Annotated in this window: 12 protein-coding genes, 1 tRNA gene and 3 pseudogenes; 5 read left to right on the forward strand and 11 right to left on the reverse strand. The window is 41.7% G+C overall.

Annotated elements, in window-relative coordinates:
• Nucleotides 1-9: 9 nt before the first annotated feature.
• Together IHE35_RS09540 and IHE35_RS09545 are read right to left on the reverse strand one after the other, a co-directional pair.
• Entirely contained in the window at nt 10-1,569 is a 1,560-nt protein-coding gene (locus tag IHE35_RS09540) for a 4-hydroxyphenylacetate 3-hydroxylase family protein (RefSeq protein ID WP_242787177.1), read from the reverse strand.
• 203 nt (nt 1,570-1,772) lie between these two features.
• Nucleotides 1,773-3,239 carry a cytosine permease gene (locus IHE35_RS09545; protein ID WP_242787178.1) on the reverse strand — a complete coding sequence of 489 codons (1,467 nt, stop codon included), beginning with the start codon at nt 3,237-3,239 and terminating at the stop codon, nt 1,773-1,775.
• Between the two features lie 853 nt (nt 3,240-4,092).
• Here IHE35_RS09545 and IHE35_RS09550 point away from each other — a divergent pair.
• Nucleotides 4,093-4,170: pseudogene (locus tag IHE35_RS09550) on the forward strand (Fic family protein); the annotation flags it as partial.
• 17 nt (nt 4,171-4,187) lie between these two features.
• Here the strand turns inward: IHE35_RS09550 and IHE35_RS09555 are convergent.
• Nucleotides 4,188-5,278, reverse strand: a protein-coding gene (locus IHE35_RS09555; RefSeq protein ID WP_085940648.1) for an IS4-like element ISAba1 family transposase whose coding sequence is annotated in 2 segments (ribosomal slippage) — nt 4,188-4,738 and nt 4,738-5,278 — 1,092 coding nt in all. Because the reading frame shifts where the segments join, the coding sequence is not laid out codon by codon here.
• Nucleotides 5,279-5,367: 89 nt separating this feature from the next.
• On the opposite strand from IHE35_RS09555, the gene sul2 reads away from it, so the two are divergent.
• Both sul2 and IHE35_RS09565 read left to right on the forward strand, forming a co-directional pair.
• Nucleotides 5,368-6,183, forward strand: coding sequence for a sulfonamide-resistant dihydropteroate synthase Sul2 (gene sul2, locus IHE35_RS09560; protein ID WP_001043260.1), 816 nt, complete (start codon nt 5,368-5,370; stop codon nt 6,181-6,183).
• 86 nt (nt 6,184-6,269) lie between these two features.
• Nucleotides 6,270-6,572, forward strand: coding sequence for a phosphoglucosamine mutase (locus IHE35_RS09565; protein ID WP_000251875.1), 303 nt, complete (start codon nt 6,270-6,272; stop codon nt 6,570-6,572).
• Nucleotides 6,573-6,747: 175 nt separating this feature from the next.
• Here IHE35_RS09565 and IHE35_RS09570 read toward each other — a convergent pair.
• From IHE35_RS09570 to tet(X), 4 genes and pseudogenes are all read right to left on the reverse strand, one after another.
• Nucleotides 6,748-8,135 (reverse strand): annotated as a pseudogene (locus IHE35_RS09570) (IS91 family transposase).
• A gap of 210 nt (nt 8,136-8,345) precedes the next feature.
• Nucleotides 8,346-8,570 (reverse strand): hypothetical protein, encoded by a 225-nt coding sequence (locus IHE35_RS09575; RefSeq protein WP_000743213.1) that lies wholly within the window; start codon nt 8,568-8,570, stop codon nt 8,346-8,348.
• On the reverse strand, nt 8,567-9,304 hold the full coding sequence (locus IHE35_RS09580) for a recombinase family protein (protein ID WP_001366550.1): 738 nt from the start codon (nt 9,302-9,304) through the stop codon (nt 8,567-8,569). Before IHE35_RS09580 ends, IHE35_RS09575 begins: the two co-directional genes overlap by 4 nt.
• A 148-nt stretch (nt 9,305-9,452) precedes the next feature.
• Nucleotides 9,453-10,589 carry a tetracycline-inactivating monooxygenase Tet(X) gene (tet(X), locus tag IHE35_RS09585; RefSeq protein WP_031944380.1) on the reverse strand — a complete coding sequence of 379 codons (1,137 nt, stop codon included), beginning with the start codon at nt 10,587-10,589 and terminating at the stop codon, nt 9,453-9,455.
• Nucleotides 10,590-10,667: 78 nt separating this feature from the next.
• Here tet(X) and IHE35_RS09590 point away from each other — a divergent pair.
• A protein-coding gene (locus IHE35_RS09590; RefSeq protein ID WP_085940648.1) for an IS4-like element ISAba1 family transposase occupies nt 10,668-11,758 on the forward strand; the annotation gives its coding sequence in 2 pieces (ribosomal slippage) (nt 10,668-11,208 and nt 11,208-11,758; 1,092 coding nt in all).
• On the opposite strand, the gene IHE35_RS09595 is transcribed toward IHE35_RS09590, so the two are convergent.
• On the reverse strand, nt 11,720-12,976 hold the full coding sequence (locus IHE35_RS09595) for a hypothetical protein (RefSeq protein WP_242787179.1): 1,257 nt from the start codon (nt 12,974-12,976) through the stop codon (nt 11,720-11,722). The genes IHE35_RS09590 and IHE35_RS09595 overlap by 39 nt on opposite strands.
• Before the next feature lie 178 nt (nt 12,977-13,154).
• On the opposite strand from IHE35_RS09595, the gene IHE35_RS09600 reads away from it, so the two are divergent.
• The gene (locus tag IHE35_RS09600; protein WP_242787180.1) at nt 13,155-14,066 is read left to right on the forward strand and encodes a hypothetical protein; all 912 of its coding nucleotides are present in this window, start codon (nt 13,155-13,157) and stop codon (nt 14,064-14,066) included.
• Nucleotides 14,067-14,228: 162 nt separating this feature from the next.
• On the opposite strand, the pseudogene IHE35_RS09605 reads toward IHE35_RS09600, so the two are convergent.
• The 3 genes and pseudogenes from IHE35_RS09605 to IHE35_RS09615 all read right to left on the reverse strand — a co-directional run bounded on the left by IHE35_RS09605 (nt 14,229) and on the right by IHE35_RS09615 (nt 17,082).
• A pseudogene (locus IHE35_RS09605) lies at nt 14,229-15,378 on the reverse strand (tyrosine-type recombinase/integrase).
• A 233-nt stretch (nt 15,379-15,611) separates the two neighbouring features.
• On the reverse strand, nt 15,612-16,844 hold the full coding sequence (locus tag IHE35_RS09610) for an integrase arm-type DNA-binding domain-containing protein (protein WP_242789990.1): 1,233 nt from the start codon (nt 16,842-16,844) through the stop codon (nt 15,612-15,614).
• Between the two features lie 162 nt (nt 16,845-17,006).
• A tRNA-Arg gene (locus tag IHE35_RS09615) sits at nt 17,007-17,082 on the reverse strand.
• Between the last annotated feature and the right edge of the window lie 77 nt (nt 17,083-17,159).

Genomic DNA, 17,159 nt, shown 5'->3' on the forward strand with positions numbered 1-17,159 from the left:
ATGCTTGGCTTACTTCTTTTTCAAAATGCTGACATCATCTGGATTAATTAAATCCGGAACAGTCCAACCATTAATGTCATATTCATCCATAGCTTTTTGTGCAAAGTCCTTACAGAAGTCGAGTAATCCTGTACCCTGTGCTGCAAATAAATTGGTTTGACGTGTGACATCATTACTACCGATATAGTTAATCTCATACAATTCATGACGAGCGCCAAACTCAGTGCCAATTGCATCCCACAACATCTTCATGACTTTCACACGTTCAATAGCATCTTTACCATTTGAACCACGTACATAAGTATCTAAGTAAGGACGAATTTCTGGACACTTGAAATCATCTGCATGTGAGTTAAGATAAATTAGTCCACTAGCAACGATCTGCTCGATAATGTTTTTGATTTTTGGCATAGCCAACTGATTCATTACACGATATGCACCAGCATGATGTGGATCTGGGCGAATCATGCCATTCCAAGGTTGTGCACTTTTTGCCATCGCATCAGATAGGGCCCAGAATGTATTACGCCAAGCAATCACCTCACCCATTTGCGACATCACACCATGAAATTTTTCAGCTCCTGTAATTTCTAATGCTTTAGCCAAGGTGCCCACTAAAAAATCTAATTTGACCGCAAAACGTGTACAACCATGTAAAGATGCGCGCTCTAAATAGCCAGAACCAATGTTATATGCATTTGCTTGCTTTAAATCATTGTGGATAAATACGTCTTCCCATGGAATAAACACATTATCCATCACTAGAATCGCATCGTTTTCATCCAATCGGCTTGATAGTGGATAATCAAAAGGACTACCTAAAACAGCAGCTCGGTATTCATTTGACATACGGCATAATAATTTCACACCTGGTGCATTGGTCGGCATAATGAATACTGGTGAAAATGCAGGATCTTGAATTGCAACCTGACCTACATGCCCAATAAATGTATAATGTGTTAATGCTGAACCTGTTGCCACAACCTTGGCACCAGATACATAGATACCTTTATCATCTTCTTTAACAACACGAACAAAGACATCTTTTCCTGCATCTGGACCCAATCCGCGGTCAACTGGTGGATTCATAATGGCATGATTAATAAACCAAGTTTTCTCTTGGGCTTTACGATACCAGCGACGTGCGTTTTCTTCATAACCTTTGTAAAACTCGGCATTTGCACCTAGAGTACCCAAGAAACACCCTTTATAGTCAGGTGAACGTCCCATCCACCCCCATGAAATACGCTGCCATTCTGCAATCGCATCACGTGATGCAACTTGTTCTTCTACATTATTTGCTGCTCGGAAAAAGCGATGAGTAAATCCACCCCACTCTGTAGGTGTGGTTAAAATATCTTTGGTTTTTGGATCATGAAGCGCATCGTACATACGAGCAATCATACGTGCAGAGTTACGAAAAGCTGGATGCTCTGCAATATTTTTTACCCGCTCACCGTAAATCCATACTTCACGTCCATCATTTAAACTTTCTAAGTACTCTTTGCCCGTAAATGGAATATAATCTTTATTCATTACGTTACTTCCTGTCTCTAATTTACTATTCATAATTAATCCTCGAATTAGTTTATTTGTTGTGTATCCTTTACACATTTACTTCTAATTAACTTCAATTTAACAAGCCTATTTATATCCGTCCAATGATGAAATTAAGGCCTATTCATAACCTTTTTGCTATTTATAACCAAGCAAATAAAAAAAAGCTACTGCTTGATTACAGTAGCTTTCACTTAATAAATCAATGTTTTATTTTAATCAGCAGCATCTAAAGCAACATTTTTATTTGCATAGATAGTCCCAGTACCCTCTGGTAACAATTTTCTCAACATAGGATACATAAGGAAAGTCAGTGCTAAAGATACAAAGAAGCCCAAAGCAAAAATTTGAGATGAGATTAAATAAATACCTATAGCGGAAGCTACAACTAACGTGATCATACCCGCCCAATTACAATTCTCGACTTTTGCATCTCCTAAAGAGAACTGACCTTTTCGAACAAAGTAATAGTCAGACAGCATAATGCCGCACAGCGCCATAGTCATACATCCTAAATAAGACAACCATGCAACAAACTGACCGAGGATTCCCCCGCCAATCATTAACAGTGCAATAATATTCCCAACGACAACCATGAACGCACGGCCTGGTTTTCTCCCTGTGAGTGCATCCCATAAATTTACCAATGCCAATGACCCTGAATAAGCATTCACCGCTTGAGCTTTTGCTTGCGCCGCATAAATGGTGATGAAACCTAACCATCCAGCTAAAACCACAAAGAAAGCACCTGTATTACTCATTGAATAACCACCTGCTGCTTCTGCTGCCTGTTGTGGCGTCATACCGCTATTTCTTTGTAATAGATATTCTGCAACTTCAGGAATACCCCCTAAAATTACCAAACCACCTAAAACAATCATCAAAATGTTTTGAGTCAATGGTCCAGCAATAGCCAATACTTTAACATCTTGATGATTACGACAATAACGAGCAAAATCGGTTGTGACTAAAGAAATCGTACCTGCCGTAGCTCCCATTAAAACCAAAGCCGCCGTTAACTTCTCCCAAAAACCGCCCTGAATTACTCCTGTAGAGTTAAAGACAGCCATCGGATCCATGCCTTTTACGCCATATAATTGATAAATCATATAAAATGCGACAATTAAGGTAATCACGATCATGAATTTGGATGCTTTCAGTGCAATTTTTAAACCAAAAATTGCTAATAAAATCCAAGCCAAGGTCAAAAGAGCATATAAACTGATTCTAGTGGGCCATGTATCTTGTAAATTAAACATCAGTAATGTGCCTTCATAAAGCAAAGCACTTTCTAAAGCTAAAAATCCAAGGATCATAAAAGCAAAAATAGCTGCGCCTAATGATGATCCTTTAACACCAAAACCAAAAAATCGCGATGTTACTGTACTCGACATACCGGTTTGAAATGTCATTTTCCCTAAGTAATAACTCAACGTAAAACCGATAACGGTTGCAATCACCCCAGACAATAACCCGATCCAAAACCCAGCCAACAGTACAGTAAAACCACCAATCGCAAAGATGACTAGTGCAGTTGCAACACCAACTGGGCTCATTGCCAAATTAAAACCACTTTGTCTCTCGGACATTGGAACGCTGACTAAAGCATGATCTTCCGCTGCCTGCGCCAATGAAGAACTTCCCTTCTTTCCATGATCTATATCAACTTTATTTGCATTCATTTTTTGTCCTTATCTTTCAAGTTTTTATTCCATAGATTTATTAAAAACACCGATCAACACACTTTCAGTGCTTTTATAAAACTTCTTTATTTTTTAAAGGAAATAAAATAACTGTCTAATTATGTTTTCTGGACAATTGATAACCTTTTATACATAAGTCCTTTTTTATGAAAAAAATATCATTAAAAACAAAGGTAAATAGATAAACTAGAGTAACAACCTTCTGATACTCTAGTCGGATCAATCAAAAAATTAAATGATGAAAATTCCATCAACTTATCTCTTATAGTTGGTATACGCAGATAATGTTAGAGATATTCCACAAAGTCGTGTACGTATGGTGGTATTGTTTTGGTTGGATGCATCAGTACAATAATGAAAAATAAAATCAACGTGAATAAAAATTCGAAAAATTAAATGTCTACACCCGTGAGGTCAGTTCATCTTAAAAGGTACAAGTTGGGCTACATAATATCGGTTTCAAACAGTGATGCATTTTTTCATAAAAAAGGCTTTATTTTCTTTATACTCATGGCTCTAATTTTAAAATTGGCATGTTCTTCCTTCTTTTGAGAGGAATTTGGAGATGGCGTCAATTGAACTCAACTCCTAAGCTATTGATTTAGTGAACCATAAAGTCAATAGCGTTTTACCTGTACCCACTTTTTACCCAAATTAGATTTAGCGCATTGAATCACAAAATTTATTTTGTTCAAATCCATTAACAGGATTTGAAATGGTGTCCCGATTTTAACACGTATGCATTCAATATTAAAAGATATGTTATAACATTACTTTTTTATATTTGTTTTTTTCATGTATCATTCAAGAGTACAACTTCAGGGTGAAAGTTATGTTTGACAATATAGATGCCTTAAAAACAAAATTAGATCAGCATCGTCCTCTTTCTCCTGCAATTGTAAAAAATCTCTCTGTACACGACAAATTTCACAGAACCCTTATCCTATCAGGATTCTGCTTTCTTAAAATTGCCAAAATTTCCTTAAACTCTTCTTTTTTCCCAAAACCAATTAAACGCTGAATCGCCATTTGAACATAGTCTAAACCATAGCGAAATAAACTCATTGAGAGTCGTCCATGCTTCTTTATTTTTATCGCTTTTTTTTGATTATGTTGCCATTCACCCGTTAAGTAACACCAACAGAAGCTTATAGCTAACACCGCAATCAATTTTTTCACTCGTCTAGGGTCTGTCAAGCGCGTATTTTCAAGATTAAACCCGCGTCCTTTGAGACAACTGAATAAGGTTTCAATTTCCCAGCGTAATGCATAATCCTGAATAGCATTGGCATTAAACTGAGGAGAAACGACGAGTAAAAGCTCTCCATTTTCTAACTGTAGTGCACTTATATATAGTTTCACCCGACCAACCAAAATCCGTCGTTTACGACATTCAATTTGACCAACTTTAAGATGGCGAAATAAATCACTAATTTTATGATTCTTTCCTAAATGATTGGTGACAATGAAGTTTTTTTAACACGAATGCAGAAGTTGATGTCTTGTTCAATTAACCATGTAAACCACTGCTCACCGATAAACTCTCTGTCTGCGAACACATTCACAATACGGTCTTTACCAAAAATGGCTATAAAGCGTTGAATCAAAGCAATACGCTCTTTCGTATCTGAATTTCCACGTTTATTAAGCAATGTCCAAAGGATAGGTATCGCTATTCCACGATAAACGATTGCGAGCATCAGGATATTAATATTTCGTTTTCCCCATTTCCAATTGGTTCTATCTAAAGTCAGTTGCACTTGGTCGAATGAAAACATATTGAAAATCAACTGAGAAATTTGACGATAATCAAAATACTGACCTGCAAAGAAGCGCTGCATACGTCGATAAAATGATTGTGGTAAACACTTGATGGGCAAGGCTTTAGATGCAGAAGAAAGATTACATGTTTGCTTTAAAATAATCACAAGCATGATGAGCGCAAAGCACTTTAAATGTGACTTGTTCCATTTTAGAGATTTGTTTAAGATAAGATATAACTCATTGAGATGTGTCATAGTATTCGTCGTTAGAAAACAATTATTGTGACATTATTTCAATGAGTTATCTATTTTTGTCGTGTACAGAGATTATTATAGAAGCCCCCATGAATAAATCGCTCATCATTTTCGGCATCGTCAACATAACCTCGGACAGTTTCTCCGATGGAGGCCGGTATCTGGCGCCAGACGCAGCCATTGCGCAGGCGCGTAAGCTGATGGCCGAGGGGGCAGATGTGATCGACCTCGGTCCGGCATCCAGCAATCCCGACGCCGCGCCTGTTTCGTCCGACACAGAAATCGCGCGTATCGCGCCGGTGCTGGACGCGCTCAAGGCAGATGGCATTCCCGTCTCGCTCGACAGTTATCAACCCGCGACGCAAGCCTATGCCTTGTCGCGTGGTGTGGCCTATCTCAATGATATTCGCGGTTTTCCAGACGCTGCGTTCTATCCGCAATTGGCGAAATCATCTGCCAAACTCGTCGTTATGCATTCGGTGCAAGACGGGCAGGCAGATCGGCGCGAGGCACCCGCTGGCGACATCATGGATCACATTGCGGCGTTCTTTGACGCGCGCATCGCGGCGCTGACGGGTGCCGGTATCAAACGCAACCGCCTTGTCCTTGATCCCGGCATGGGGTTTTTTCTGGGGGCTGCTCCCGAAACCTCGCTCTCGGTGCTGGCGCGGTTCGATGAATTGCGGCTGCGCTTCGATTTGCCGGTGCTTCTGTCTGTTTCGCGCAAATCCTTTCTGCGCGCGCTCACAGGCCGTGGTCCGGGGGATGTCGGGGCCGCGACACTCGCTGCAGAGCTTGCCGCCGCCGCAGGTGGAGCTGACTTCATCCGCACACACGAGCCGCGCCCCTTGCGCGACGGGCTGGCGGTATTGGCGGCGCTGAAAGAAACCGCAAGAATTCGTTAACTGCACATTCGGGATATTTCTCTATATTCGCGGTTCAGCAGGCATGTCCCCTTTGAGGGCGACCCGACGACAGGATAATCGACCTTATGGTGCGCAAATATTTCGGCACAGACGGTATTCGTGGCAAAGCCAACGAAGGCGCGATGACGGCGGAAACCGCCTTGCGCGTCGGCATGGCGGCTGGCCGTGTCTTTCGTCGCGGTGACCACCGCCATCGTGTCGTGATCGGCAAGGATACGCGCCTGTCGGGCTATATGCTTGAACCCGCGCTCACAGCCGGTTTCACCTCGATGGGCATGGACGTATTCCTTTTTGGCCCGCTGCCGACAACGTATAGGAAGAATAAACGCCCTTTTCACCCAAGTCCAACAGCTTTGGACCGCAGTTGACTCTTTCGACACCCCTGCGATGCAACCCAATCCGGCTGACGGGGAGCCAGCAACGCTGAAAATTTACCCTCCTCTTTCCCACTAGCGGCTCCTTTTCCGACAACCAGCACGGCGGATCCCTGCCGCGGCGCTGTGAACGCAGCATTTTGATTGGTATCGTTGGCCTTCAGGCTCGTCAGTCAAACAGACCCAGGAGCAGCTCAGCCGGTGGCGCCCGGCTTTCGGGTAACGCCCTGGTCCCGCTGGTTTCGGCTTTGTGCTTCAGGTGATCAAGGATCTGCTTGATCACTATAGGGTCTTCAATGCAGGCGATGACTTTCATGGCGCCGCCGCAGCCGCTGCAGGTCTCGATGTCGATATTGAAAACACGCTTGAGCCGTTGCGCCCATGTCATCGACGCTCGCCGTTGTGCTGGTGTTGCCGGTTCATCAGCCACCCTGACCTTGTTGCCCCTGCCCCGTTTTGCCGGCGTGACCAACGCCCGGTGCCGACTGTTGGGTGCGAACACCCCGTGGAAGCGGGTTAGGTTGACTCTGGGCTTCGGTACCAGGGCGGCCAGCCTTGCAATGAAATCCAATGGTTCGAAAATGACGTGCGTGGTGCCGTCCCGGTACGGCGTCTTGAGCTGGTAGCGCACGTTGCCGCCTCGTGTTAACGACAGCCGCTTCTCGGATACCGCCGGGCGGCTGATGTACCGGCACAGCCGTTCGAGCTTCTTGCGTTCATCGGCCCTGGCCGCCACGCCGGCGTGCAGGCTGGACCCGGCTACCTTGCCAATCCCGTCACCGAACGGATCACCACTGGTCGGCAGAGTTTGCAAAGTGAACACCTTTCGCCCCGCCTGTGAACCGACAGCGATACGGTAAGTGATCGAGTGCCCCAGCAGGGGTGTCATCGGGTCGTCATCCACCGCATCCGAGGCCAGATAGCTGTTTTCGACATCCCGTTCCAGCAGGCCTTGCCGTTCCAGATAGCGACCCACCCGGTGGGCGATGGTGTGCGTCAGCTGGGTGAGCTCTGGGCTGGTCGGCGCCTTGACCCAGCGGAAACGCGCTGAGCCGTGGGATTGCTCGACATACACACCGTCGAGAAACAGCATGTGGAAGTGAACATTCAGATTGAGCGCCGATCCAAAACGCTGGATCAGGGTGACCGCGCCCGTCTTGGCCACTTGGTGGGTATGGCCCGCTTTCTTGACCAGGTGCGTGGCAATGACGCGGTAAACGATGCCCAGCACCCACCCCATGATCTCGGGCCGGCTGGCAAACAGGAAACGCAGCTGAAACGGGAAGCTCAACACCCACTGACGCATGGGTTGTTCAGGCAGTACTTCATCAACCAGCAAGGCGGCACTTTCGGCCATCCGCCGCGCCCCACAGCTCGGGCAGAAACCGCGACGCTTACAGCTGAAAGCGACCAGGTGCTCGGCGTGGCAAGACTCGCAGCGAATGCCGGGTAATACTCGTCAACGATCTGATAGAGAAGGGTTTGCTCGGGTCGGTGGCTCTGGTAACGACCAGTATCCCGATCCCGGCTGGCCGTCCTGGCCGCCACATGAGGCATGTTCCGCGTCCTTGCAATACTGTGTTTACATACAGTCTATCGCTTAGCGGAAAGTTCTTTTACCCTCAGCCGAAATGCCTGCCGTTGCTAGACATTGCCAGCCAGTGCCCGTCACTCCCACTCGATTGTAAACAAGCACACAAAACCCTTTAGTGACAACAATTTGCAAGAACTATCAGGCTCAGTGCCATGAAAAATACCATGACCAGATCATGAGGTTGAACACGGCTTGCGCCGGCAGCGTTCACGCTCCTGGTCGGCGATCTCGCCCGGCTGCAATGCTAGCTCAGCATCGGTCATGCGCTCCAGCACGTCGCGTAGGCGGATGGTGCAAGGAATGGGCGGCAGCTCGAACTCATAGCCGCCGGCGATCATTTCGGCCGCAATCTCCTCGGTGATGAAAAACGGCTCGTCGTCTTGGTTCGGCTTCTTCATGCCCTTTCCTCCTGGCGCTCATCCTGGCCGACAGCGGCCAGGGCATCGGCTTCCGTCAATGCGTCCTCCACGAACGCGCCGTGCTGCTTCGCTTCGGCCTGGCTGACCTCGGCCCATATCCGTTTCACCTGGGCCGCACTGTACCCGGCCAGCTCGGCGGTCTTGTTGATGCTGTAGCCGGACTTGCGCAGCGCGACAACTTGGGCGCGGCGCTTCGGATCAGCACGGCGGCCCTTGTACCGCCCGGCCTGGCGGGCCAACTCAATGCCTTGGCGCTGGCGTTCGCGCCTGTCCTCGTAGTCGTCGCGGGCCATCTGCAAGGCCAGGCGAAAAAGCATGATCTGCACGGCTTCCAGCACGATCTTGGCGACGCCCTGGGCCTCGGCCGCCAGGTCGGATAGATCGACCACGCCAGGGACGGCCAGGCGTGCGCCTTTGGCCTGTATCGAGGCCACCAGGCGCTCGGCCTCGGGCAAAGGTAGGCGGCTGATGCGGTCGATCTTCTCGGCAATGACCACCTCGCCGGGCTGTAGGTCGCCGATCATGCGCAGCAGCTCAGGCCGGTCGGCGCGTGCGCCGGATGCCTTCTCACGGTAGATGCCGGCGACGTAGTAGCCGGCGGCCTTCGCGGCCGTAGTGATCGCCTCTTGGCGTTCCAAGTCCTGCGCGTCGGTGCTGACGCGCAGATAGACCCGCGCCACCATCGGCGCGGCTACTGGCTTCGTCCTGCGCATACTTGCGGGCTCCTTTGGGCATACTCAAATGCACCCATCTTAAACTGGCAGCTAATGTACAAAAGTTGATAGAAGCACACAAGTTCAATTTTGCACTTCTGCCCCACTATTGCAAAACTGCTTGTTAGTAGCCGTTTTTTCTTACTGTTTATAGATTCAATAATTTTTGAAACGAAAAATTGGGACTAAACATTTCGGTTTCGTTTTCTGTCGATTCGTCCTGCGTATCTTTTGCATAAACAAACATTTGTTGTTCGTAGTTTTCGATGGCATTTTCAATACTTGTAAATTCTCCGTTTGTAAGGTTTTCAGACAATATCAAAGCATCCAATAATCCCGTATTTACACCCTGTCCTGCAAAAGGCGACATCAAATGAGCAGCATCGCCAATCATTGTTATGGGTAATGGACGGTTACTTTTCCAATCATTGTTCAAAGGAAATTTCCTTGTGGGCAAGCATTGAAATGTTGATACCGAACGTATTAATTGTTTGTAAACTTCACTCCATTTGGAAAATCTTTTCAATAAAAAATCGGCAACGCTGTTTCTGTCCTGAAAATCTAAGGGAATTTTATTTTTCCATTCATCGGGCGTTTTAAAACTAATTCCTAAATACAATGCACCATTATTATTGGGATTGGCAAACAATAAAATGCCCTGATGTCCCGCCATTAATCGGTTGCCGTTGCATAGCTGAAAAAATCCGGGACAGTTTATTTCCGGTTGAAGAATATCAGCTTGGATGTTGAAAGTACCGGTTTCTTCAACTTGCGTGTCGGTAACAAAGCTCCTTATTTTCGACATTCCACCATTGGCAAGAATAACCAAATCTGCTGTTTCACTCGGTTTATTCTCAAAAGTTAGTGTCCACTTCTTCTTACCAGGTTCAAGCATAACAAGTTTTCTATCCCAAATAACCGTGTCGTTTTCTAAACTATTCAACAAGATAGCCCTTAAGTCATTTCTGTTTATTTCAGGATTGTCAAATCGATTTTCGGGCTTTACATTTTTTGTGGATAAAATATTGCCTTTTTCATCAGCAATATTTACACCCATTGGTAAGGCTAAGTCATAATAAGTTTGTAACAATCCCGCTTTTTTCATTGCTTCCTGACCTGAACCTTTGTGTAGGTCAAGGGTTCCACCAAAAATTCTTGCCTCTCGGTCGTTGTCTCTTTCGTAAACTGAAACGTCTATGCCGTTTTGCTGTAATAATTTTGCCATAGTCAGTCCAACGGGTCCACCACCAATTATTGCAACGTTCTTATCACTAAGTAAATTCATTTGTTTGCTCTGTACACGACAAAAATAGATAACTCATTGAAATAATGTCACAATAATTGTTTTCTAACGACGAATACTATGACACATCTCAATGAGTTATATCTTATCTTAAACAAATCTCTAAAATGGAACAAGTCACATTTAAAGTGCTTTGCGCTCATCATGCTTGTGATTATTTTAAAGCAAACATGTAATCTTTCTTCTGCATCTAAAGCCTTGCCCATCAAGTGTTTACCACAATCATTTTATCGACGTATGCAGCGCTTCTTTGCAGGTCAGTATTTTGATTATCGTCAAATTTCTCAGTTGATTTTCAATATGTTTTCATTCGACCAAGTGCAACTGACTTTAGATAGAACCAATTGGAAATGGGGAAAACGAAATATTAATATCCTGATGCTCGCAATCGTTTATCGTGGAATAGCGATACCTATCCTTTGGACATTGCTTAATAAACGTGGAAATTCAGATACGAAAGAGCGTATTGCTTTGATTCAACGCTTTATAGCCATTTTTGGTAAAGACCGTATTGTGAATGTGTTCGCAGACAGAGAGTTTATCGGTGAGCAGTGGTTTACATGGTTAATTGAACAAGACATCAACTTCTGCATTCGTGTTAAAAAAACTTCATTGTCACCAATCATTTAGGAAAGAATCATAAAATTAGTGATTTATTTCGCCATCTTAAAGTTGGTCAAATTGAATGTCGTAAACGACGGATTTTGGTTGGTCGGGTGAAACTATATATAAGTGCACTACAGTTAGAAAATGGAGAGCTTTTACTCGTCGTTTCTCCTCAGTTTAATGCCAATGCTATTCAGGATTATGCATTACGCTGGGAAATTGAAACCTTATTCAGTTGTCTCAAAGGACGCGGGTTTAATCTTGAAAATACGCGCTTGACAGACCCTAGACGAGTGAAAAAATTGATTGCGGTGTTAGCTATAAGCTTCTGTTGGTGTTACTTAACGGGTGAATGGCAACATAATCAAAAAAAAGCGATAAAAATAAAGAAGCATGGACGACTCTCAATGAGTTTATTTCGCTATGGTTTAGACTATGTTCAAATGGCGATTCAGCGTTTAATTGGTTTTGGGAAAAAAGAAGAGTTTAAGGAAATTTTGGCAATTTTAAGAAAGCAGAATCCTGATAGGATAAGGGTTCTGTGAAATTTGTCGTGTACAGAGAAAAAAAGATTTATTCTGGCTATAGATCTGACAGCACCATTGCTCAAGTAAACTTTGAAAAAGACCTAAGCGGTTATGCATTCCACTGAGTTTTATAGACTTGGTAGATTCTAAACTGTCTAAAGCCACCTCATCATCCAGAATATTTTCATGAGGCTTTAAATTAAAAGTAGTGGATAATGAATTCTCAGGATGCAATTGCTTTAATTCTAAATAATGATCGAAGAATTTCATGACTTGCGCTCTCTGTATTACATTAAAATTATTATTCTTTTCGTGTAAAACAGGCTTCATCCAACATAAAGGATCACACAGCAAATAGTTATTTTTATATTTTAGAATATTAAAACCAGTATCTGAATGTTCGCTTTCATTGTTTAAAAATAAGTCACCCTTTTGATCAAGTAGAGTAAAAATAGAGGCTACCTTCTGAACTTCAAAAACATGTGGCTGTGGGTATTTTAAAATATAAAATCTGCCGTAAATTGCAGCATCACCCCAAAATGTATGTGAAAGGTTCAAAGCGTAAATTGGAGACTCTGTCTGAATAAAACTATTTCGAATTGCTCCATTTGCCTGACATCGAATAAATCCGAATTGTTTAAGCTGCTGTATAGCCCGATAAATAGATTGTTTGTTTAAACCCGTTGCCCGCTCGATTTCACCAATTCCACACCCTACAACAATCCCAAACGAATCTGCACCATAAATTAACCGCAATAAAACAAGATAACTTCGATAATCAAGATTGCAATCAGCCTCTGTTTTTTTAGGTAAATTGCTGATTTTTATCTGAGCACTTTTTATAAATAAAAATTTAAGAAACTTTAATAAAGGAATTTTTTTTGACATTCTTTTAATAATATTATCAATGCTATCAACAGGCATTATTAAATCATCGCTAATATAAGCAAGATTAAGCTGTAAGTGACGGACTTTGGCACGTTTCCCCGCCTCAGGGAAATCTATTTTTAATATTCCATGCTGTTCCAATTCATTCAATACAACCCGTAATTTTTTAGTCTGTATGCCAGTGGCTTTAGCCAATTGGGCAAGCGGTAATGATGTACTCTCAGCTCCAAAATTTCTTATAAAATTAATTAACGCCCAAACGGCGTAGACTGAAAGTTGCCCTTCCACCCTCTGATAGAAAGCCATAAATAGGGTTAAGAAATGCTGCTCAGAAATCTTACGATCCACAATAAAATTCTCTACTTAATTAACCTATATCTCAGGCATAGGTATCATACACTAAACGTGATAGGCACAAAATAATAATTGATAATCGGTGTTTTTATAATTATCATTTAATTAATATTTACTTAATTTTTATTTATGCTATACATTAATATTAAGTAAATATTAATGAAAATTAACAATGGCACGACCGCATTTAACTCTAGAGAAATGGTTATCTTCTTACACAGATTTAAAAAAAGAATTCTTAGATATGGAACACAGCCTAAATCCAGATCAAATAAGAAAGACTGTGTCGCCAGGAAAAAAGGATTGTTACCAATCTACAAATTATCAACAGACTAGACCAAATAGTAATAAAGACCTTTCTTCTCAACATAGCCAATCTCAGTCAGTTCATATAAATCAACTATTACCAAATCTTCTAAAATTTGAAACTGAGAAATATATTGTTGAAACCAATGATGAACATTTTCAAATTTTAAAAAAGAAGTTCCTTTTATTTAAATACAACCACAAAAACAAAGAAAATAATTGTGTCATTAAACAAATCACACTCGATCAAAAGACATTAAAAGAACTTGATGAAATTAAAGAAAAATATAAATTTAAAAGCCTTAAAAACTGTTTAGAGTTTTTAATTGATAGGCAAAACTCACAATTAACAGATAAAAATAAAATAATATCAACTCTCAAAAAGGAGAAAAGCAAAAGTAATGATTCTATTTTAAGGAAACAGCTCGAATTAAAGGATGAAGAAATTTCTCAAATTAAAACCAAGCTTGAGCAGCAAAAAAACACCATCCAAGAAAATATGAGCCGATCTGCAAAAGAATATGAGGAATACTTAATACAAATAGCAGTAAGCAAAACTCTTGAATTGCAAAAAATTAAGGTTTCTTTGGGTGAGATTTCCGAAGAAGATCAACAGTCCATAGATAAAACTCTTACACCCGAGGTAATTAGTCAGATTGAAAATCAATTTAGAAACGAATGTGAGAAACAAAAACAACTTTTGATAATGAAAAATCAGTCAAATTTAAATGAAGATTTAGGCTTTGATCAACACGTTGCTTTTTATAAAGAAGAATAAAAAATTATTATAATTATTAAAGGGTATTAATAGATTAGATAAAACAAATATTATCGAAAATCTTTAATACCCCAAATTACCAAGAATAAAATCAGAAACCTGTAAACTAGGCAAAAACTAGCACTATAAAGTCTTGCACTTATAGAATCACACCAATTACGTTTAATTACACCCACCGGTAGTCCATTTATTAACTACTTCACTATACCACTCCATAATCTTTACACGCTCATCCCAATACTGTGCTCGGTTATATGCAGAACGAATGCGGTTCTGTGGCACATGGGCAAGCTGACGTTCAATTGCATCCGAATTAAACAAATTTGATTCATTTAGCACAGTACTAAACAAAGATCTAAACCCATGAGTTGTCATTCGACCTGTATAACCAGAACGCTTAATGACAGCTAAAATTGATTCACTACGCATAGGTTCTTTATTATTTAATCTGTGTGGGAATAATAGATCTTGGTTGTGTGTCAAACGTAGCGCCTGAAGCTCATCAATCATCATATCTGTTAAAGGTACACGATGGGGTAAACCGTTCTTCATACGCTCAGCAGGGATATCCCACTTACGTTCTTCAAGATCAAATTCTTCCCAACGTGCTTGCAACAACTCACTTACTCGAACGCCAGTCAACATAACAAGAATGATTGCATGGTGAGTCTGAGCATCTGCTGGATAGGCTTTAATCCTTCTAAGAAATTCAGGCATTTCACTTTCAGGTAATGACGCTAAATTCTTCACTTTTTTATTCTTAAGCGCATAAACCAAATCACTGGCTGGATTGTCATATCGGTAGCCGTGGGCTATGGCATATTTCATCACCATACCGCATCGAGATAGCGTACGTTTAGCTACTTCAGTAGAACCTCTAGCTTCAATTTTTTTTAATAACCTGCAAGATCTCAGGTGCTTGAATCTGATTGATTCGTTTATTTGCAAGTGTACAGTAAAGCTCGTCCAAAGAAGCTCGTACATTACTAATATGTTTAGATGACCAAGTCTCTCTTTGATTATCAAACCAATCTTCTGCCACCTCTTTAAAAAATGGCTTGATGTCTTCGTATAAGACTGACTTAGAATGCTTGTATTTCAGGTCAAGGGCAAGCTCTCTTGCTTTCTTTAAGCTCATATCAGGATATGGACCCAGTGACTCTGACTTGCGCTCACCATGAACGGTATAGCGTACATTCCAATATTTTTGCCCTGCCGGCATCACCAGAAGCGACAGCCCATTCTCATCCGAAAGACGATATCTTTTATCTTGTGGTTGCGCTTTTCTGCATTCTGTATCTGTGAGTTTCATCTGTATTCACCCTTTATCTAGACTAAAAATAATTGGGTAAATTTTCCCAATTATTACCCGCAGAAGGCAAAAATTGGGTCACACAGCTTAGGACAGGATCGGACAATACAGCCAATAAAAAAGCCCTTAAACATTGAATTTAAGGGCTTTTTTACATTCAGTCGAACATCTCTGAATTGAATTTTGGTGGAGATGGCGGAAACTGAATTCGCTTGTACTCCAAAACTCACTGATCAGTCTTTAGATTTACAGACCAATTGATCTAAATAATCAGACCATGCTTGCATCATGCCTTTGCGCTCTTCCAAATACTTTGTACGGTTGTATGCCCTTCCGTGCATATCCCTAACCTGATGAGCAAGCTGCTGCTCTATACGCTCAATAGGAAATTTTAAAACTTCATCCAATAAGGTTCTGGCAGTTGCTCGGAATCCGTGCCCAGTCGTCTCTCCATTTTCAAAGCCATATTGTTTCAAACGCTTATTAATTGTCGATTCACTGATAGTTTTAGTTTTATCGCGCATAGATACAAAACAATATTCTGCATGTCCGGTAATGTAATATAGCTCTTGAAACATCTTTAACACTTGATCAGACAAAGGAACTATATGTTGTAAAGCGGTCTGATTCTTTGTTTTGGATGGTGTATAACTCCATGTTTTATTTTCAAAATCGATATCAGCCCATTTTGCTGCTCGCAATTCTCCAGGACGCACAAATACATGAGGTAAGATTTTCACAGCGTAATCAATGACGATATCACCACGCCCTACATTTTTATTTATATTGTTGAGTAGCTGCCCTAACTGCTGTTCGTCAGTGATAGCAGCTCTATGCTTAGTTTTGCCTACTTTCAAAACACCACTAATTTGATCAGCGACATTAAATTGACACAAACTTAAAGAGATTGCATAACGAAAGACTTGAGATGCTTTACTTCTCATTCGCTTTGCAGAATCTGTTTTGCCTTGACGCTCGTAAATACGACATACTTCCAAAACTTGTGTAGGCGTTATTTCAGTAATAACTTGATCACCAAGAGCAGCATATAATTTATCCCAAACAAATTGATTTCTTCGCTGAGTACTCGGCTCTAACTCTTCAGTTTTACGGTATTCATCTGCAATCACCTTGAAAGTATTTTTTTTATATTGGGTTGTTTCATTTTCACGCTTTTTCTGAATGGTAGGATCAATATTCTGAGCAAGCTGCTCTCTGAACTCACTTCTTTTTGCACGTGCTGATGCCAATGTACAGCTTGGATATACACCAATAGCTATAGTGGCTCTTTTCTTTGTAATTGGGCGAATATAATCAAAACGCCAGTATGCCCCGCCTTTTTTATCTAATAACAGATAAAGGCCACCACCATCTGAAAGCTTAATATTTTTTTCAAATGATTTCTTTTGCATTGATATTGCAGATTTAATTTTTGAGTCTGTAAGACTAATAACGAGTTTAGGCATTTTTACGGTATATTTTTTCAAGAAACAGAATGTACCGTAAAAAATACCGTAAAAACTTGCGGTATCCTAAAACGCCTTCGGACATTATCGGACAATAGGCAGATATAAGTTATTAATTTTTAATAATATTAGGATTAATTCGGATGTGATCAGACAAGAAAATGGTGCGCTCAGCGGGACTCGAACCCACGCCACAGGCTTCGGAGACCTGTACTCTATCCAGTTGAGCTATGAGCGCGCGATGCACATCATAACAAAAAAAACCGTAAGGTAAAGCAACTATATATAAGTCAGTGACTTTAGTGACTACGCTTT

This window comes from Acinetobacter sp. ASP199, from assembly GCF_022700675.1.
GTDB lineage: Bacteria > Pseudomonadota > Gammaproteobacteria > Pseudomonadales > Moraxellaceae > Acinetobacter.